Genomic DNA, 18,729 nt, shown 5'->3' with positions numbered 1-18,729 from the left:
TCACAAACGTGACGACCCGCGCCATGTGACCCGCCACTTTGCGGTGTTCCGTGCTCCCCAACCGTCCGTAGTACGCGAATCAGGAGAGTGGCGGCAGACGCGTCACCGCTGAGGCGCACGGGTGCGCACGCACCGCTCCCATGCAGCCACCAAGGCTGCAACTGCTCTGATGTACGACGTGGGGGTGCCTCAAAACGTACCCACCTGCGCCTTACGGCAGGTCGAGGACGGACGTGAGATTATTGCATCTCGTCACGGCGGATAAGACGCGCTCCACGATTGCATTCGAGTGTCATAAGTGCATGTTTTACGGCGTTACTCCTGGAAGAATTCCGAAAACTTCCAGCGATTCCGCGCTATTTTGCCCTGCTCCGAGCCGTCTGAGGTGGCATTCCTGACCGGGGGCTCAGCTGAGCGGCACGGAGTCGCCCTTCCGGGCGTAGTTGCGACGCGCCCCTCACGCACTCTTTGTCATTGTAAAAATGATGACGGGAAATCCGCGTATCCTCGATTCGTCCGTGCGCCCGCACGCCGCGATGACCGATGAACAACTCTGGGCCCGGTTCACGACGATCGGCTGCGAGGCGAGTCTCGCGATTCTCCACGACCGCTACTTCGACCCGCTGCATGCCTGGATCCGGCGCTGCGGCGTACGCGATGAGGCGCGCGCCGCGGACCTGTTTCAGGACGTCTGGGTCCGGCTGACGAACAACCGCGACCGGTTCGATCCATCCAAGAAGTGGGGCACCTGGGCGTTCCACATCGCCAAGAACATCGCGAAGAACGAGGGCCGGCGGCTGAAGCGGCGCTTCGTCGCTCCCGAGGCCGACTTCCGATTGAAGGACGACGAGACGGCGCAGGTCCGAAGCGCCGTCTCGACGAGCCTGCCGGAGGAGATGATGCGAGAGCGCCAGCTCGAGGAGAAGCTGGCGTCCGTCGTCGCGGAGCTGACGCCCGAGCAGCGCACGATCTTCACGCTCCGTTTCGTGGAGGGCCGCTCGAACGAGGAAGTGTCCACCCTGCTGGGCATCCCGCTGAGCGCCCTTAAGGCCAAAGCCAAGCGGGTGCGCCTCAAGGTGCTCACCCAGATGGGCGATTTTCTGGATGGGGCGTAGCAAGGTTGCGTGCCCCGGAGCCCCTTTTCAGATTCAGACCGGATCTGGGGCTTTCATGACGAGGCGTGCGCGCCTCGAGCGCCCGACCGGGAAAGAAGGGTCGGGCGCCCGGGGCAGGCATGGTCTCCCTCCCCCACTCCCCTGCCCTCCGGCATCCACCCAGGCCACGGCCCTGGTCACTGACCTCTTCTTTTCCCCGCAGACGCCATGAACGCCCACACCCGCCTGATCACCGGTGTCGTGCTGCTCTGCGCCGCCGTCTCCTGCGGCAGCCCCACCGGCGGACGGCCGCCACCCGAGCCCCCGACGCCGGCCATCACGGAAAGCCTGCTGATCGCGGGCGGAGAAGGCGTGCTCCGAGGGTCACACCTGGAGACGCTCACCGCCGGTATCACCGTGGACGGAGTGCCGGTGTCCCCCTCGGTTCGCTCATCCGGCGAAATCCGTTTCGTGATGCCGCCCGGCCGCGCCTGCGAGGTGGACGGGCGACCCGTCGCCGTGCAGGCGGGCACGCTGTCGCACGTGGGCCAGCTGGAGGTCACCGGCACGGTGGCGCTCGCGGTCGGAGAAAGCAGGGTCCTCGACCGGGAGCAGATGAGAACCCTCTGCCTTCAGCTCCCCGCCGGCAACGAGGCTTTCGTAGTCACCGCCCTGAACCCGAGCACAGAGCCCGCGGCCTCGCCCGACCCGCTCTTCACCGTGCGGAGCTGGACGGGAACGGCGGGGCCGGCCATGGTCCGCGCCGAACCCGTGGGCGCAGGCGCCCGTCAGCTCGCGGTGCACGCACCCCCGGGTGCGCGCGGGCTGCCGACCGCGGTGGAGGCCCCTCAGCGGTACGCCGATAATCCTTCACCCTTCGATCCGCGCTACGCCGCGGCGACGGTCGGCGACACCCTTCCCTGGGTCGACTGGTGGGGGAGCAGCTTCCCGAACTGCGCGGGTGCGAGAGAGCGCATTCCCACGATCAACATCGTCGTCGCGGCCCTCTCACGGTCGGGGAAGACCGTGATCGCGTATGACGCGCGATCACCGCGGGGCGCGGCCTGGAGGGCTCCGGCCGTCGTGGCGCGGCTCGGACGCATGGCGGAGATCATGGAGCGATGGGCCGTCCCGGCGGTTCGGGAAGCGATGCACCGCGGCTATGAGCCGCTGCGCGGCGCGGGCGGCCGATGGTTCCATGTATTCCGGACGGATGTTCCGGGGTGGACGATCGACAACAACGACGCCCCGCAGACCGCCTGCAGGTACTCCTCCGAAGTGCCCTCCACCATCGGGCCGGACGTGCCGCTGGAGTACGACGCACAGGTCGAGTACGTGGCGGCGCTGGCGATCCACGAGTACGCGCACCATGCCGAAACGGTGTACCGGGTGCGTCGCTGGGGGAGCTACACCGCCCCGATGCGGGTCAGCACCGGGTGGGGTGCGGCGGGGGAGTCGTGGGCACAGACGGTTCAGGAAACGGCCGCGCGCCTGGCCAGCAATCAGGTGACCGCCGCACGATATGCAGCGCTGGGTGGCACGGGCAGCAACATCCCGTCCCCGGATTTCTACTTGAACGGGTATGGAGAACATCCGGAGCAGAGCCTGTGGGCCATCACGCCGGGATCCCGCGGGGGATACTACGACCAGGGGACTCGCTTCCTGATGTACCTTCGCGAGCGGTGGGGGGATGCGCCGCTCGGTGCACCCGGAGATCGCTTCTTTGAGCGCGCGCAGGAGCTCCCCCGCTACGACGTCGCATCCATGGCCGGGCTCGTGGGCCTGAGCGCCACGTCGGCACTCGACCAGTGGAGCCTGGCCGAAGCGACCGACGACCTGGTTGATCCCCAGGCCGCGGATGCGCGTGGCTTGCCGCAGCTCAAGACATGGGTGCCGGACAGTCCACGTCCGCTGCCATCCGTGCGCGTCTCCCGATCAGCCCCGATGGTGCGGATGCTGAACGTGGGCCGCGGCAACTATGGAGCAGTTTACATCCTCAGCGAAGAGGGAGAAGCCGGGAAAGGGATCTCGCTCACCTTCGAAAACTTCGGTTCGGTACCCTTTATCGCGAGGCTGACTCGGGTTCACTGAGCAGCACCGCCACAGCGGGACGGGTTCGCCTGCGCAGTGGAGCAAAGGAGGGCAGGAGTGCCAACGTGGCACCCTGCCCTCCTTTCTTTTCTCTCCGACTTTCCAACGCCGCTGCATCCGGTGACGCTCGAATGGGAGCGCTTTCACCCAATGACGTTCGCCGCGGCTCACGGCCTCGGCGCCAGCCGGGCTGCGGCGGCACGGTCCGGGTTTGCCCGAGCCCAGGCCTCCAGCCAACGGGCAAACGCCGGCATTACAGAGTCAGGGGGGAAGCCGTCCCGGCTCATCGCAAGAACGTATTCGTTCATCTTGCGGTTGACCTCTGCATCCGCGATCAAACCTCGATCGTACAAAAGCTCAGAAACTCGGGCAGACGCCTCCGCGGACGCGAGCGCTTGGCCATTCACTACCGTGCCTCGATCGCACGCAGCGAGGGCCAAGCAGCACGTCGTCGCCCAGCGAATTCCCAGCCAAGCCATCCGCGCCCTCATAGGGGGACCGCCACGATGCATTCCTCCGCTTCGCCACGCACCACCCGGTCCAGCGCGTGGCCGCGCTGGCCACGATCATCGACGTACACGAGCGCGACGTCCACGATTTCGCACGTGCGCGGGCGCACCTCCAGCACCGGTTCGCGCGACGTCCGGGTTTCATACGTGCCCGCCGAATACGAAGAAACCGTCGTCTCCCACCACCAGTCGACCACACGCCCGTCCGGGCTCGATCCCGAGCCCGTGTACCGGTACACCCAATCGCCGAGGTCTTCCTTGCTCATCACCACCCGCGGCTCCTCGCGCGGGGGCGACAGGCGCTCGTAGCCCTCGATGCACCCCCATCCCGAGGTGCCGCCCAGGCACTCGCCGCCACGCCACTCGGCTCGTGCATGGTCGAGCGACGCGGTCTGGCTCGTCACCCCCCCGTGTGCGTCTTCCACGAACAGAGTGATCCAGGCCGTGTTCGGGACCCAATGCGGCCCTGTGTCCCAGACGCCGGTCGCGCTCCCCAGATTGACGTTCAGCACCAGGGGGTGGAGATCCAGGCCGGGTGGACGCGGCCAGCCGAGCGCACTCGTCCCATTCGTGTCCAGCACCCGCCAGCGCCCGCTTTCCACCGAGCCGGACGCCTTGTGGCGGTTCGACATGAAATCGTACGCGAGGGTTTGCCCGCCTGAGACGAGCGTGTACGGGAGCGTCTCCACGTTCCCCGCGTAGCTGAACGCCCGCGCGAAGCGGTCGTCAGTCTGCCAGAATTCGACGCGCACCGATGCCCATGCCCGCCGGATCGGAACGTCGCCCTGCGACTGATTCAAAAGAATCTCCCACCGAGCGTTGCCGTGCGCGTCGGGGCACTGGTTGTCCCACGGCGCATCGAAGCAGAAGTCCGACGGATCGTACCACCAGCCGCGATACCGGAACGCCAGCCGGGCACGGGACTCCATGAGGGTCCTGACCTCCTCGCAGGCGGGTCGGCTGCGACGGCCCGCATCGTCCTCAACCACGAGGCAGACCTGAAAAGCACCGCGATAATCCCATGCGCGCCGCGTGGTGGCCGTGCTCAGTTCGTCCGTTGCCACCCCGCTGCCGCCGGGTTCGAACCGCGTGCCCGTCCACCGCTGGTTGATGAGCCCCCAGGACCAAACATATTTCACGATCCGCGCGCCGACCGGGCTGGACGATTGACCTCCATCGAACTCGGCCCATTTCCGCACGTAGACCGGCGACGGAGGCGTCCATCTCGCGATCGGAGCGGCATCCACGACGGTGGCGAGAAATGCTCCTTCCGCATGACGCGCGGGCTCGTGCCGGTCGTACACCCGCACGGTGGTGCGGACATCTCCAGCCCTGTCCCCACGGAGCGTGTGCCGGAATGAAAACGGCTGCCTCGCGCCCACCGTGGCGCATTGCTCAGCCGGCGACACACCCGCCAACTCCGCGCCGGTCACGACCGTGAGGCAGAGATCGCGGGGCGCGTTGCTCTCGTTGGTGACCGGGTACTCGACCGTCCGCTCCTGGCCCGCCATCCAGATCAGGGGCGGCGGGGTCGCCGGGACGACCAGCGTCGGATCGACCAGCACCAGCGCCGCCGCGACCAGGAACCGCTGCTCCGAGGCGAGCGCCGTTCGCGCGGCGTCGTAGGCGCGCACCGAAACCTCGTTGCTCCAGTTGTGCTCGGCGCCCGGAGCCCCGGTGACCAGCTGCCGCACCGTCGCGCTTCCGTACGGCGCAATCGCGATGCACTCCGGCGCCGCGGGAGACGGAGCCACCACCTTCCCCGGTTCGGCCGTCCCCGCGTGCACCGAGGATTCGAAGCAATAGTCGGCCGCGACATTGCTCCGGCTGGTCAGCACCGCCGAACTCGCGGCAACGTCCCCTGGCATGATGGTTTGTCCCGCAAACGCCGAGAGCACAGGCGGGAGAGGCACGACCGCCACGACCGCGCGGAACGCACTCGCGGCGGCGAGCGCCGGGCGTTGTTCGTCCTCCACGCGGAACGCCAGATCCGAAACCGCCGCGCCGGTCGCAAGCGGGGGGACGACGTACGTGAATGCGACATCGCGCGTGGAGAACGCGGGGATCGTCATGCCGGCCGGATCCGCGGGATCCGGCACGGCTCCCGGATTCGCCGACGCCGCGCGAAACGAGAAGACACGCGGGGCGTTCGAGCAGTTCGAGACGCGGTGGACCACCGTTGCGCCGGTCCCCGGCTGCTGCGGCTGCGGCGGCACCCCGATCGGGCCGGCCACCGTGGGCGCGCAGAGCGCCAGCGCCGTCGTGGTCACGAACGTCTGCGTGGTCGCTTGCCCCGGCGCCGCCGCGTCCGCCGCACGAAGGGCGGGGCGGCTTTCCGCCTGGTACAGGGACGCGCCGCGCACTCGGTACGTGACCTCGGCCGCCCGCCGCTCGAACGGCTGCAGGCGGACGATGCCGACCCCTGTGGCGGAGACCACCTCGACGTCTCCGGCGGGCAGAGCCTCCACCTGGATCTCGCGCTCGCAGTTGCTGGCGTTGGTCACCTGCCAGGTTGCGGTGAAAGACGTACCCGGCCCGTCCGAGCGAGAGCCTGGGGGAGCAACCACGGGCGCGGCCAGAACGGTCGCGGCGCGTACCTCTCCCGATCCGCTTGCCGCGAGCGCGGGTGCGCCCGCGTCCTCCGCCCGCAGGCTCACCCCATGGATGCTCTGGCAGGTGGTGCGCGGCGCAAGGCGGTAGGTCACCGGAAAGCTCGCCGTCGCGCCGCGGGCAATCGTCCGGGAAACGGACCCGGCCGGGGTCACCGCGGCGAGATCCGGGGACACCGACCCGGCCGTGAGGCGGATCTCCCGGGGTGCGTTGCTCCGGTTCGCGATCTGCCACACGATGGTGAACTCCGCCCCAGGCACCTCTGTCCGCCCGGGGACGCCGCTCACCACCGGCGGTTCGAGAGCCAGGCGGGCGGTGACGTGGAACGGCGTGCTCGTCTCGGCGTAGGCGGGGGCGTCACGGTCGGCCACGACCACCCGCGCATCCCACGCGCTGCCACCCTCCGCCCCGGGATCCAGCCGGTACGTCACGGGCATCATCCGCTCCTGCCCGGCCTCGACCGTGACATCGGCCAGCGGGGCCGCGAGCGAGAGCGCGGAGCCGGGCAGGAGCTCGCTCCGCAGTCGGAGCACGCGCGCGGCGTTGCTCGCGTTGGTCACCCGGTACAGAACCGTGAACGTTTCCCCCGCGTCTCGAATCTCCGGGGCTGGCGCTGCGATCCGAGGCCGCGCCAGGGCGAGGGCGGCGCGCACCCGTACCCGGCCCGAGGCGGCGTACCCGCGGTCCCCCGTGTCCGCGGCGCGGAGCTCCACCTCGGTCGCCTGGTCGGCGAGTGCGCCGGGCGCGACCGACACGGTGACCGGAATCCCGGCCTGCTCGGCCGGCTCCAGCCGCGCATCGGCGGGGCGCGCCGGCTCGGGGACCAGCCCGGCGTTCGCGCTCGACACGCCGAACGTGAAGGACCGCGCTTCGGCGCTCCGGTTGGTCAGCGGAAACACGACCACCCGGCTCGCGCCCGGCTCCACGGTCGCTTCCGCCACGTCGCCCACCGCTGGCGGCAGCAGGGTGGGGCGGTGTGCCTGCGGATCCTCCGGCGGACGCACCACCGTGACGGTGTCGCCCCCCGGGGGCGTGATGATGATCCCCGGAGGCCGGGCGAGAGCCGGGTCGTCCTCGCTCCCGCGGCAGACCTTCCGGTTGCGCGCCCGTCCGGTGACGGGCGAGAAATCGATGGCGCACGCGTAGCCCGTCCGCGCGTGCCGGAGGCGGAGGAAGAAGCGGTCATCCACCACGACGACGTCGCTCACCTCCACCTCGGCGCTCCACTCGAAGGCCGTCCCCATCAGGGCCGGGTGGGCCGCGAAGTGCCCCGCCTCGTGCCGGACGGCCATCTGCGCCTGCGCGTACCCATCCAGATCGCCCCGAACGACGCGCTCCGCGGCCCGCCACTTCAGGTGCAGTCTGCTGCCCGCCACCGCCCCGCCAAGCAGGCCGATCACGACGACGACCACCATGAGTTCGACGCCGGTGAACCCCCGGCGATCCTGGTTCGTTCGGTTCACGCCGCCCTCCTCTGGCGCGTTTGTGTCTACCGCGACGGGCGCGCGCCACCCGGGGGCAGGAGGCCCAGCGCGGCGTCCGGCTCGAACAGCAGCGCTGGATCGCGCCGTCTGCCGTGGACGAAGATTTCGTAGTGGAGATGCGGCCCCGTCGAGAGGCCGGTCGACCCGACCCGCCCGATGGGCTGGCCGCGCTTCACCGCCTCGCCTTTCCGCACCATCACGGCGGAAAGATGGGCGTACCGCGTGATGTACTCGCCGCCCCGGTGCGACACGTCCGCCACCAGCCCGTAGCTCGGGTTCGTGGCGACGCCAAGTACCCGCCCGTCCCCCCCCGCCACGACCGGAGTTCCGAGGGGGGCCGCGATGTCGACGCCCCAGTGAGGACGGACACGCCGGAGGATGGGGTGGACCCGCCGCGAGGTGTAGCTGCTGGTGAGGCGGCCCTGGACCGGGATGCCCGTCGGAATAGAGGCGAGCATCCGGCTCGCGTGCTCGGCGGCACGAAGCTCCGCCTGCCGCAGAGCCTGGTAGCGGGCGCGAAACGCCGGAGACCCGTCATCCCGCTCCCCAACGCCGCCGGAGCCGCTCTCCGGCATCCCCGCGGCTCTGTGTGGAGCGACCCCGGGCGGCGCGTCCCAGGCCACTCCGGTCGCGACACCACTGGCGAACACCGCCGCCGCGACGACCAAGCGGGCGATCGCGACAGGGGCGCGTGCCGGAACTGCGGAGAGGATGTGGGCCGCACGCCCTCTCATCCACCTGCCACCCTCCAGGGGCCGCGCCGCGATCCGCACGCGCGGGGTGATCATGGGACCGGCAGAGGCGTGCCGTTGATCGACACCCGGACCGAATCCCCTCCGATCCGAAGCCAGCGCGTCATCGCCGCCTCCTCGCGCCGGGTAGCGGCACGGGGCGCGGGTGCGCCCGTGCCTCCCGCGCGCGGCGGCGCCGGAGCCGCGGCGTAGGCGCCGCCGGGGTGCACTCGCGGGGCTGAATCCTCCTCGCCCCAGCGGACGAGGACCGTGGGACCCCGGGCCCCTAGATGGTACGAGAGAGGGAGCGCCTGCTCGCCGCCGCGCTCCCAGCGCGCGCTGTCGGTCACCTGGAAGTGCCGGTCGGGACGGAGCGCGATGCGCGACGTGAAGACCTGGTCTCGCATCCGCTCGACCAGCCACGATCCGGCTTCGACGGAAAGGTCAGCGAGGGGGAGGAGAACGGCCCCGCCGTCAGCGAGTGTCCGATCCTCCTGGCCCGCGAAGACCGTCACCGGGAGCCAGCCAAGCCGGACCCTCGCCAGGGTTGAGACCGTGCGCGGGTATCCCGCCGGGAAGAAGCGCTCCGTCGGGCCCACGCCAAGCGACGCGAGCGTCTGCTCCAGGGGAATCCGCATGTCGGGGAGCACGGCGCCCGCCGCGGGCAGGACATGCACGGGCCCGGTCCGCACGCGCCGGCCGGCGGACGCGACCTCGAACCCGTCCGGGATCGTGAACGCGGGCACGGCGTGCGGCGCCTCGAGCACGACCCACACGAGGTCCAGCGTGCCATCGTCGTCCGGAGATCCGGGAATCCCGTCGGCCCCATTGTTGTCGAACGCGCCGAGGTCGGTCTCCCGCCCCCACGATTCCAGCGCCCGCCGGATGAGGGCCGTGATCTCCGCGGTCGTCGGCTGGCGCTCGTCGAAGGCGGCGGCAGGGTTCACCAGCGGGGGGAGGACATGGCTCTCCAGCCGGAACGCGCCTCCGCTCTCCCGCAGCAGCGCGTCCCCGAGCGTGCCGACGACACCCGGACCGCCGAAGTAGCCGCCGGAAAGCACCTCCTCGGTGAGCGACGGAACCCGCGTCCCGAGCCCGAGCGGCACCACGACCGCGCGATAGGCGCCGATCCCGGCCAGGCGCGCCCCCGGGAGCGGTGCCCTGCCACCCTGGCCCGTCAGGCCGGCGGGAAGCCCGGCGAGTGCCCCGGACGCCGGAGTCGCGGAGGACCACCGGTTGGAGGCGCGGGGCACCCCGCCGTTGTCGGGGCCCAATGGACCGGGCCGGAGGAACGGCCCGTCGTCGCGTGCACCCCCGCACGCGCACGCGACGACGGCCAGCAGAGCGGTGATCGTGAGAGTCGAAACGCCACGGGGCATGGGACCGGGAGGCAGGGGTGAGCGGCCACGCGCGCGGCCAGCGGGGTATCACGGAAGACGTGGAGCCGGCCCGACGAGCCCGGTCCGCCGTGTCCTGTTCTACCCCGCCCACACTCCCCGGGGACGGTGATCGCCATGACGAACGCGCTTCACATTCTGCTGGGCGCCGCTGCCGAGCGCGGCGCCAGCGACCTTCATCTCTCGCCCGGAGAGATGCCCTGGCTGCGGATCCAGGGAGAGATGACCCCTCTGCCGCTGGAGACCGGACCGCTCGCTGGCGACGAGATCGAACGGATGCTGCACGCCGTGATGGCGCCCGAGGACCTGGGCCGGTGGAACGGCGCCGAAAGGAGGAGTGTGAACTTCGCCTACGCCGCGCCGGAGATCGGCCGCTTCCGCGTCAGCCTCGCCTCTTCTCTCGCCGGCAGCGCCGCCGTGATCCGCCGAATTCCGCCCGAGGTCCCCAGCACGGAAGCGCTGGGGCTGCCCGCGGCCGCGACCGATCTCGCGGATGCGCCCGCGGGCCTGGTCTTCGTGACCGGCGCGTCCGGCGCGGGAAAGAGCACAACGCTGGCGGCCCTCGTTGACCGGATCAACCAGACCCGAAACGGGCACATCCTCACGATCGAGGATCCCGTCGAATACGTGCACACCGCGAAGCGCTGCCGCATCACGCAGCGCGAGGTCGGCATTCACACGGCATCCTTCACCAACGCGCTGGAAGACGCGCTTCGTCAGGATCCCGACGTCATCGTTGTGGGTGAGGTGCGCACCGCCGAGCAGCTGCAGCTGATCCTGCAGGCCGCGGAGACGGGACACCTCGTGATGGGCTCGCTGCACACCATTACCGCGGTGAACGCGATTTCCCGGATGGTGGGGATGGTGGAGACGGCCCGGCAGGGCCAGGTGAGGGCGCAGATCGCGGAGTCGCTTCGAGGCATCATCACGCAGCGCCTCGTACCCGCGGTGGACGGGCAGCGGGTCGCCGCGCTGGAGATTCTGGTCAACTCCGCGGCGGTCGCGGCCAACATCGAGGCGGGGAACACGGTCGAGATCCGCTCCGCGATCGAATCGGGGCGGGCGGGGATGCGCACCTTGGAGCAGTCACTTGCCGGGCTCGTGATCTCAGACCAGCTGAGCTACGCAACTGCGAGAGAGCATGCGAACGATCCGAAAGCGCTGGACCGGCACCTATGGGCAAATACACGCGAGCCGATCTAACGTTGACCGGTTTGAAGTTGGACGTCTACTACGAGTTCCACGCGCGGAAGAGGGCACGGCAGCATCGTCGAATCTCACTCCCGGCCAGGACTTTCAACTTGGCTAGCCCAATGACGTTACACCTGCGCCAAGAACAAGCCTCTATGGAGCGCCGAACTCCACGTGGCCGGGCGAGGAACCAGTAGGGTTCATAACAGAAGAGCCTCTTTGAAAGCAGAACAGCGCGCGCGCCTCTACTAGGGATCGCATGCCACGGCAAAGCCGTGGCGTTCATCACCCTGACGCTCGGGATTGGGATCCTCGGTGCCCATATAGCTGATGAAACACTGCCCTCGGGAATGAGTGAGTTGCAGCCGTGCACCCGCCCGTAGACGATGCTCACGATCATCGAGGGCAACCAGGATGGACGTTTGATCAATGTTTATCCCCCATCCCCAATGCCGAACTCCGAAAAAGTGCTGTCCGTCACCTATCCTGACAGTCTGCCCAGTGCGCAGCTGTAGGTCTGGCTTTGCTAGAGGACCTTGCCCCGCCATGCGGATCTCACCCCCATCGCAGAGAACAGTGAACCCGTGGTGCTCATCACCTTCGATTCGAATATCGGGGTCTTCTGTTCGCACGTAGCTGATGAAACACTTTCCAGCGCCACCAGGCACCTCGAGGCGATCCCCCGCCCAGAGCTTGTGTCGCTCGCCGTTGAGCGAAACATCAATGGAAGTTCGCCAGACGTTGATACCTACTCCCCAGTTGAGAACACCAAAGAAAGTGCGTCCATCGGTCAGACTTGTCGTCTGTGCCACACGCAGCCAGAAGTCCGGCTCCCAAGAAGAATTCTGGCGCCGAGAAGGGGGAGGCCAACGTGTAGCACCGCGTGGTCGACACACCAGCGAGAATCGGTGTAGCTCGTCTTCCTCCACGTCGGGATCTGGATCAGCGGTGCTCAGGAACCGGACGCGGCACGCTCCTCCAGAATGAGTGAACTCGAAAGACTCGCCCGGCTCCAGTGATCCCTCCTCTCCGTTAAGCCGCGCGGAGAGGTGCCTTCCACCGGCGTGCCAGACACCGAAAAAGGTCTGGAGGTCTCCCACGGGGGTAGTCTCACCCGTCCGCAGCACAAACTCACCGTCTACGGGTGCCCGTCGTGCTGCTGGCTGGGCGCTCACTTGATTGCGCGAAACGGGAGATGTCGGCACCACCCAGCGATGGCGACCACCCGGCGAACTGGTCGACATTGCAAAGTCGCGATCGAAGATCGGGGAGGCGACCGGATCCTGAACCTGGTTGAAGAGAACACGTGAATGCCGGCTCACGTTGCTTTGTAGAAAATCTCGCAACTCGTAGGCACGAACAATCCCATCCTTTTCGGGGCTGTTGGGCGAGAACCCATCAGCCTCGCCGCCGAGCCCCCGGAGCAGGTAATGCGTGAAGAGGCCATGGCCAAGCAATGGGTGCTCGTAGGAGAGTTGCCGGGCCTGTGCTGAAAAGAATCCCATTACGAGACGCTGTTCGTTCGCGTTCATCAGCGCAGATTCCCGCGTCCACACGGTGGTTAGCGCTTGGTTGATATCCTCGCCCCCGCGAGCAGCTACCCCCTCAGGGTCCATAACTGCCCCGGAATTGCACGCATCTACAAAAACAACGACACGGCTGGCTCGCCCATAGAGCTCCGCGACTTGGCGGAGAAAGCCTGCGGCGGTAATCCCGTTCACCACCGGCAGCTTCTCGTCGCCGTCATACGGCATCAGGTAAGCCACTCCGTCGGATCCCACTACACTGTGTCCGGCAAAAAACACGTAGACGATGTCGCGATCGCCCACATTAGGCGCAATACCATTTAGCGCACGATAGATAGCTCCCCTCGTGGCCTCCTCGTTGGTCAGGAGAGTCACATCGAAGCCCCCGCCTTGCGGCGTACGGAGAAACCCCGCAAACGCCTCGGCGTCGTCGTCCGGAAACTGCAGCCCAGGCCGTACATTGGGATACCCGCTGACTCCAATGACAACGGCGTGCGCGCGCAGGGTAGCCCGTTGCGCGCCGGCTTGGTCGCCTATCAAAAGAGCGCTCAGTAGCAGGGCACCGGCGATAAAATGGGTCCAACGCATGTCTACTCCGTTGATTCTGGTCGTGCAAAAAAGAACGCAATCGCTGGGGCAACAACGGGAGATCCGTATGCGGAGACAAGCTCGACAAAGGGCACCGCATCTTCGACGTTTTGTATAGCCAATGCAATCGATACGATAGAGCCAAGTATGAGGAGGTTGAACCCTGCTGACAGCCCGCTTGCGACCCACAGTGCCGAACGCCGCGAAGAATTGCCCGTGAGTCTGCGATTACTGAATGTGAACGCTATTATAGTGGTCAGATAGACTAAGTAGGTCTGGCTCAGTTCGGCAGCGAGCATCATGAAGCCCTCTCGTCCGATCCAGTTCCCCCACCACAGAAGAAGCGAAAGAAAGACGGAACCGACAAACGAGGAGAACCAAAGGCCGGCGAGCACACGTCGGCCAAGCTGACTTCCAGCCATTGTCGGCGTAGCAGCGCCACTCGAGGGCCGCAGCATTCCGGAGTCAGTCATTGCGAATTCGGTCTATGAGATAGACCGCAGCACGGGGGTGCAGTTCGGAATCGTCAGGTTCCGGATACCACGTCGACTCGCCTGCGCGTTGAAACTGCACAAAGCTACTGATTGAGCAGTTGACGCGGCCATCGCGCAGGGTGGGAGCGATACGGACCCGGAAATAGACTCTCCTAAGGCGGACCCGGCGCTCCGGCGAAGGAGCAATCACCCTTGAAGACCCGTTTCGGGTTTCCAAGATGATCTCGTCCAAGTCTCCACGTCGCTCGACGGGTTCAATCCAAAGCGAATCCTGGAAGACTGTGTAGATGCGCTCACGTACATGATTCACAGAACGAGAGACAGTCCCGCAACGGCGGGTATACGGAAACGTCATCTCCGAAACGTCTGGCCCGTCACCCCGGGCACCATTCACCCGCACGGTAGACGAGCGCACTTCCGCATGACCGTCGAACTCGGCGGAAAGTACATAGGTGACTTCAAACTCACTCGGAACCACACGTGCCAACCCGGAGCGCGACGCCCTCCCTACGCCTGTGATGAAGACGCTGGAAGCACCGGGTGCACTCCACGAAATCGTGACGGTATCGCCAATCGAAATTTCAGCCGGGTGCACGTTGAATCGTATGCTATCCTGCCCCGTCGACATTATCGCAAGCGCGGACAGCACAAGAACGGAAGCAGAAGGCACGGTACTGGCTCCTAGCCCAGGAATCGTGGAGGAGTCGCCACCGTTCGAACGATGGGCAACCAAGAAACCTTACAACTCACCACAGAGTGGCGCAAGTTGTACTTGGTAACGGCTGCGGGGAATCTTGCCGAGCGCCGCGGCGCACGCTCGTGTACTCGCCAAAACTTCGCCACCAGAGCGAGTGAAGCGGGTGCATAGAGTGAGCATTCACCGCAATCGTGACAGGCCTCTCACGGCTACACAACAACGCTCACCGGGCCCGGATCCGTCGTGCCCGTGCGCTATGACCGGCACGCTCCTGCATCTCTGCGATACGTTCCAACTCCGCGGGCGTACGGGCTGAAGTGACCGCGTAGAGATACGCGTCGGCCGCGTGATTGGTCTTGCCAATACGGCCCAATCGGTCCCCCGCTGACAAAGCCCAGCATCCGCCCTCTTGGTCGCGGGTAGCCGCCGTCGCCAGCGCATCGACGGCGGCGGCCGTGTCGGCCCGTGCGATGTAAGCGGAACTGCGGACTAGCCATGCCCGTGCCGTAGCGTCCTCACCCAAGGGCTCCAGCACATGAAGCGCGAGGTCGGCGTTGCCGGCCGCCAGCGCGCGTTCCGCACGATGGATGGGGTCCCCGCGGACGGCATCGAGGAGCGCAACATGCGACCAATCGAAGCGAGCCGCGCCGGTGAGGAGAAGCGCCCCCGCGGCGGCCGCCGTCACGAACCAGGTACTTGGCCGGGCTCGCGCGCGCACCGGGGCCGCGGCATCGCCGACGCCACTCTGCCAGGATCCAGCCTGCGACGAGGCCGCCGGCACCGCGGGAGAACGGGGCTCCCAGGTGATCCGGCGCAGGGGAGCGGCACCGCCGCCGGTTCCCGCGATCCGCACGACCAGAGCCTGTGCGGGGTCCTCGTGCGCGGGCGGAGCCATTCGGTCACCGTTGGGCGACGTGGCGGGCGGGGCGAGGTCGGCGGCGGCCAGGAGAACCCGCTCCTTCTGCTCGTCGGGCGCAAAGTCCAGCGCAAGGCCCAGGCACTCGAGCATGCGTGCCGTATCCCCTTCCCGCGCCGCGGTCTGCGCGTCGGAAAGGAAGAAGCGGTAGAGCGGGGCCGCGACGTCCCTCACAGCGCAAGCAGGGTCTGGAGCCGGCGCTTCGCCTCGACCAGGTCCGGCGCGAGCTGCAGGGCGGAAGCATAGTAAGGAACCGCGCCCCCCGGATCGCCCTTCTCCTCGCTGATCTTGCCCAGCCAGTAGAAGAGGGGCGCGTAGGCGGGGTCCGCCAGCTTGCGTCCCAGGGGAACGGCCTCCTTCAGGTACGCCTCCGCCTGCGGAAGACGACCCAGCTCGAACAGGGACCGGGCGAGAAGCTCGAGCGCACCGATCCGCTCGGGATTGTCGATCGAGGCGACCGGGAGGAGCAGGTGCGCCGCTTCCTCGAACTGCTCCTGCCCGAAGAACTCGACCCCCATGTCGTACGAGTGCTGGAGTTCGGCGGGCGAGGTGCGCCGGGCCTGCTCCTGCGCGTACCGGCGCAGCAGCTCCCGGCCGCTGGCCCCCGGATGCTCCGCGATCACGCGGTGGATCTCGTCCGTTCCCCGCAGGGCGAGCTCGGTCCCCGCGAGAAGCGGAAGCCCTTCCCCGTCGTCCTCGTCCTCTTCGAGCAGCGCCTGCACCCGCTCACCCGCGATCGGGGAGCGGAGCTCGTCGGCGGTATAGAGCGCCGGCTCTCCATAGAAGAGCGCGGCGGACTCCGCGTCCGGAGTGCCGGGATCATCAAGATCGTCGTCCTCCTCGTCCGCACCGATCGCATCCAGCAGGCGCCGGACGGACGATGCCGGCCGGGGGTCCTCCGGCTTCGGCGAGGGGGGCACTCTCCGGGCGAACGCCGCCTCGGCCCGTTCCAGCAGTGCATTCTCCCAGACGGCGTCCGCGCGGTGGCGCACCCACACCATCCGGATCCGCTGGCGCGCCTCCCCGATCGGCATCCGGGACGCCAGTTGGTCGACCGCCGCCTCGGCGCGGGCGGCGTCTCCCTCGATCACCGCGATCTCCAGCTTCAGGTCCCACGCCTCGGCGGCGTCCGGCTCCCGCAGGGAAGAACGTACAAGGACGCTCTCCACCAGGCTCGTGGCCCGGGGGAGATCGCCGCCCGCCGCGGCGGCACGGGCCTCGAGGAGGAGGACGTCGGCCTGGGTTTCGGCCCAGACCGCGTCCGCGTGCGGATCATCTTCGGGGGGATTCGGGACGGACACTCCCATGATCAGCTCTCCGAGCCGGGAAAGGGTGCTCACCTGCCTTCAGCCTCCAAGTTACACGACCAGTCGGAGAGCGACAGATCGAACGCGACGCCGTACCCGCCACGGGAGCTGCGCCGCAGTCCCGCGGTCCACCGCCGGTCGCAGCGGCCGCCGGAAACCGCGGCGGAGACGACGTTGCCCGAGCCGCCCCAGCCGTACGATGCGCGAAATCGTCCCGCGGGGTTCTGCCACGCCAACGTCCGGCCGGGCTCCCCTCGCGCGACCTCCAGCCCTCCGGTGCGGAGCGTCTCGCTCACCGCGGCGGCGAGCGTGCCCCATCCCGCCCGCCAGGAGGCCCCCGCCCGGATCACGGAGGGATAGCGGGTTTCTTCCCAGAGATCCCGGGCGGCGGCGAGCCGCTCCGGGTCAGGGTCGTCAGAGCGGATCTCCGGGCTGAGCGTCTCCCGGAACCGGACCCCGCCCCCGGCCGCGTCCACCACGTCTACCTGCCGCGCCCGCGGCGCGCTTCCCGGCCGGAACGTGGCCGTGTACACATTGGACGCCGAAACGGCGTACCAGAGATTTCCCGTGGCCAGCCCGGCTACTCCAATGTCCACGCCGAGGCCGCTCGCCTGGCCGAGTGCCGTCTCGCGGTACACAGCGCCGGCCGGGAGATCGGCCAGGAACGAGCCGCGCGCGTACTGGTGGACCCACCATCCCTTCGCCGCGGCACCTGTCCACACCCGGCCGAGGACCGGCAGCTCACCCAGGTACGCACCCCGACCGACCGCGAGGACACTCGTGAGCGATCGCGCGGCGCGTCCGTCCTCCTGGGCGTCGGCGTCCGTGCCCGGGATTCCCAGTTCCCCACCGAGCGCGGCGGGAGCCCGCACGTCGCTCGCGAACCGGGTGTCCAGCGTGAGGGCGAGGCCGCGGCTCTGGACCGCGACCCATCGCAGCTGGAGCTCCGCGTCCGGCGACGCGCCCGGAAGCACTCCCGCGAACTCGAACCGGCGATCCTCGACCCGGCCGCTCAGCAGCCCGAGCCGGGCCGCGCCCTTCAGGCCGTCCCCGCCGGGAATCAGGCGTGCGTCCAGCGCGGCCAGCGACGTGGTGCGCAGCGGACCGTCGTAGACGCCGAGCAGCGCCGGGTTCCAGGCCAGGGCGTCCGCCCGGCGCGCTTCCGTGACCGCGGCCCCGCCCAGCCCGGCGGCCGTGCCGAGCGACGCGGGGGCCTGCGCGGCCCCGGCGTGGGACGTGATGAGGAAGGCGAGCACCAGGAATGACAGGATGCGCATGGCCGTCGTACGGGTCGGAGGGGAAACGAGGCAGGCGGATCCCCACGTCCCTTGGGCCAGGGTTCCGAGTACGTGATACCCCGCCCGCCCCATCCGGGGACGGCGGCCGCGACAATCAGCCTGCGCCGCGCGACACGCGGCGGATCCTTCCCCCCGCCTCCACCGCCACCCAGATCACCTCCCCGTCCCATGACCCGAGCAGGCGCACCGAGGTGCCGTCCGGCGCGGCGGTCGCCGATCGCAGCGTGGCTTGTCCTCCTTCCAGACGTGCGGCGACGACCCGGCTCCGCGCGGTGGCCCACACCTCGGCACCGCGGACCACCACCCGGTCCGGACGTTCACCCGGGAAGAGCGACTCCAGCATGGCGACCTCCGCCGGCCGGGCGGCACGGGCGGCGATCCACCGGGAAGAGGCGGCCGCGCAGTGCTGGCGGGGAACCACGAGTGCGACGTCCCAGGCGGGCGAACCCGCGGCCTCCCCGATTCCCCGGAGGACGCCGAGCCCGGGGGCGACCTGCTCATACACGAGCCGGACGCCGTGCCTGCAGTCGCCCGGGGATACCCACTCCCCGACCAGCGAGGCGCGGCTCGCTGGGGCGTCCCAGGCGCTGTAGAACGACACCCGCCCCGCCCCGCGCCGGGTGGCGACCAGCGGCTGGCGGAGCGCGGCGTCGCGGGTGAGGCCCTGCGCCGGAGGAAGCGCCACCCGTGCCGGCTCAGGCCGCGGAGGAGGCGCGGCGAGGGCTGGGGCCGCAGCGGGGCTGTCGGTCGCGGGAGGCGCGGCGGCCCAGTCAGAGCCATCCTCGTTCTCCGGGGC

At 68.6% G+C, this 18,729-nt stretch carries 13 protein-coding genes; 3 read left to right on the top strand and 10 right to left on the bottom strand.

Annotated elements, in window-relative coordinates:
• Positions 1–485: 485 nt before the first annotated feature.
• Together HNQ61_RS09965 and HNQ61_RS09960 are read left to right on the top strand one after the other, a co-directional pair.
• Positions 486–1,115, top strand: coding sequence for an RNA polymerase sigma factor (locus HNQ61_RS09965; protein ID WP_183685618.1), 630 nt, complete (start codon positions 486–488; stop codon positions 1,113–1,115).
• A gap of 207 nt (positions 1,116–1,322) precedes the next feature.
• Positions 1,323–3,185: a hypothetical protein gene (locus HNQ61_RS09960; protein WP_170035797.1), complete on the top strand. Its 1,863-nt coding sequence runs from the start codon at positions 1,323–1,325 to the stop codon at positions 3,183–3,185.
• Positions 3,186–3,672: 487 nt separating this feature from the next.
• On the opposite strand, the gene HNQ61_RS09955 is transcribed toward HNQ61_RS09960, so the two are convergent.
• From HNQ61_RS09955 to HNQ61_RS09945, 3 genes are all read right to left on the bottom strand, one after another.
• On the bottom strand, positions 3,673–7,494 hold the full coding sequence (locus HNQ61_RS09955) for a COG1470 family protein (RefSeq protein ID WP_183685616.1): 3,822 nt from the start codon (positions 7,492–7,494) through the stop codon (positions 3,673–3,675).
• Between the two features lie 299 nt (positions 7,495–7,793).
• Positions 7,794–8,246 carry a M23 family metallopeptidase gene (locus HNQ61_RS09950; protein WP_244973938.1) on the bottom strand — a complete coding sequence of 151 codons (453 nt, stop codon included), beginning with the start codon at positions 8,244–8,246 and terminating at the stop codon, positions 7,794–7,796.
• 326 nt (positions 8,247–8,572) lie between these two features.
• Entirely contained in the window at positions 8,573–9,898 is a 1,326-nt protein-coding gene (locus tag HNQ61_RS09945; RefSeq protein ID WP_170035795.1) for a hypothetical protein, read from the bottom strand.
• A 135-nt stretch (positions 9,899–10,033) separates the two neighbouring features.
• On the opposite strand from HNQ61_RS09945, the gene HNQ61_RS09940 reads away from it, so the two are divergent.
• A complete protein-coding gene (locus tag HNQ61_RS09940) occupies positions 10,034–11,119 on the top strand; it encodes a type IV pilus twitching motility protein PilT (RefSeq protein ID WP_170035794.1) in 1,086 nt (361 codons plus the stop codon).
• Between the two features lie 236 nt (positions 11,120–11,355).
• Here HNQ61_RS09940 and HNQ61_RS09935 read toward each other — a convergent pair whose 3' ends face one another.
• The 7 genes from HNQ61_RS09935 to HNQ61_RS09910 form a co-directional block, all read right to left on the bottom strand.
• Positions 11,356–13,221, bottom strand: coding sequence for a caspase family protein (locus tag HNQ61_RS09935; RefSeq protein WP_170035793.1), 1,866 nt, complete (start codon positions 13,219–13,221; stop codon positions 11,356–11,358).
• 2 nt (positions 13,222–13,223) lie between these two features.
• A complete protein-coding gene (locus HNQ61_RS28275; protein ID WP_221305263.1) occupies positions 13,224–13,643 on the bottom strand; it encodes a hypothetical protein in 420 nt (139 codons plus the stop codon).
• A 43-nt stretch (positions 13,644–13,686) separates the two neighbouring features.
• Positions 13,687–14,385, bottom strand: a complete 699-nt coding sequence (locus HNQ61_RS09930; RefSeq protein WP_170035792.1) for a hypothetical protein — start codon at positions 14,383–14,385, stop codon at positions 13,687–13,689.
• A gap of 250 nt (positions 14,386–14,635) precedes the next feature.
• Positions 14,636–15,502 (bottom strand): hypothetical protein, encoded by an 867-nt coding sequence (locus HNQ61_RS09925; protein WP_170035791.1) that lies wholly within the window; start codon positions 15,500–15,502, stop codon positions 14,636–14,638.
• Positions 15,499–16,635, bottom strand: coding sequence for a tetratricopeptide repeat protein (locus tag HNQ61_RS09920; RefSeq protein ID WP_170035790.1), 1,137 nt, complete (start codon positions 16,633–16,635; stop codon positions 15,499–15,501). The genes HNQ61_RS09925 and HNQ61_RS09920 overlap by 4 nt, the downstream gene beginning before the upstream one ends.
• A gap of 29 nt (positions 16,636–16,664) precedes the next feature.
• Complete coding sequence (locus tag HNQ61_RS09915) at positions 16,665–17,912, bottom strand: hypothetical protein (protein WP_170035789.1); 1,248 nt, start codon at positions 17,910–17,912, stop codon at positions 16,665–16,667.
• 115 nt (positions 17,913–18,027) lie between these two features.
• Entirely contained in the window at positions 18,028–18,618 is a 591-nt protein-coding gene (locus HNQ61_RS09910) for a hypothetical protein (protein ID WP_170035788.1), read from the bottom strand.
• Positions 18,619–18,729 lie beyond the last annotated feature (111 nt).

Origin of the sequence: Longimicrobium terrae, from assembly GCF_014202995.1 — a bacterium.
Classification (GTDB): domain Bacteria; phylum Gemmatimonadota; class Gemmatimonadetes; order Longimicrobiales; family Longimicrobiaceae; genus Longimicrobium; species Longimicrobium terrae.
Note: the sequence above shows the minus strand (reverse complement) of the source record. Positions and strands in the feature narration are given on the sequence as shown.

Bases quoted from the DNA above. Each gene is read 5' to 3' on its own strand.
- HNQ61_RS09965 (WP_183685618.1), top strand. From the start codon at position 486: ATGACGGGAAATCCGCGTATCCTCGATTCGTCCGTGCGCCCGCACGCC.
- HNQ61_RS09960 (WP_170035797.1), top strand. From the start codon at position 1,323: ATGAACGCCCACACCCGCCTGATCACCGGTGTCGTGCTGCTCTGCGCC.
- HNQ61_RS09950 (WP_244973938.1), bottom strand. From the start codon at position 8,246: ATGCTCGCCTCTATTCCGACGGGCATCCCGGTCCAGGGCCGCCTCACC.
- HNQ61_RS09945 (WP_170035795.1), bottom strand. From the start codon at position 9,898: ATGCCCCGTGGCGTTTCGACTCTCACGATCACCGCTCTGCTGGCCGTC.
- HNQ61_RS09940 (WP_170035794.1), top strand. From the start codon at position 10,034: ATGACGAACGCGCTTCACATTCTGCTGGGCGCCGCTGCCGAGCGCGGC.
- HNQ61_RS09935 (WP_170035793.1), bottom strand. From the start codon at position 13,221: ATGCGTTGGACCCATTTTATCGCCGGTGCCCTGCTACTGAGCGCTCTT.
- HNQ61_RS28275 (WP_221305263.1), bottom strand. From the start codon at position 13,643: ATGGCTGGAAGTCAGCTTGGCCGACGTGTGCTCGCCGGCCTTTGGTTC.
- HNQ61_RS09920 (WP_170035790.1), bottom strand. From the start codon at position 16,635: ATGGGAGTGTCCGTCCCGAATCCCCCCGAAGATGATCCGCACGCGGAC.
- HNQ61_RS09915 (WP_170035789.1), bottom strand. From the start codon at position 17,912: ATGCGCATCCTGTCATTCCTGGTGCTCGCCTTCCTCATCACGTCCCAC.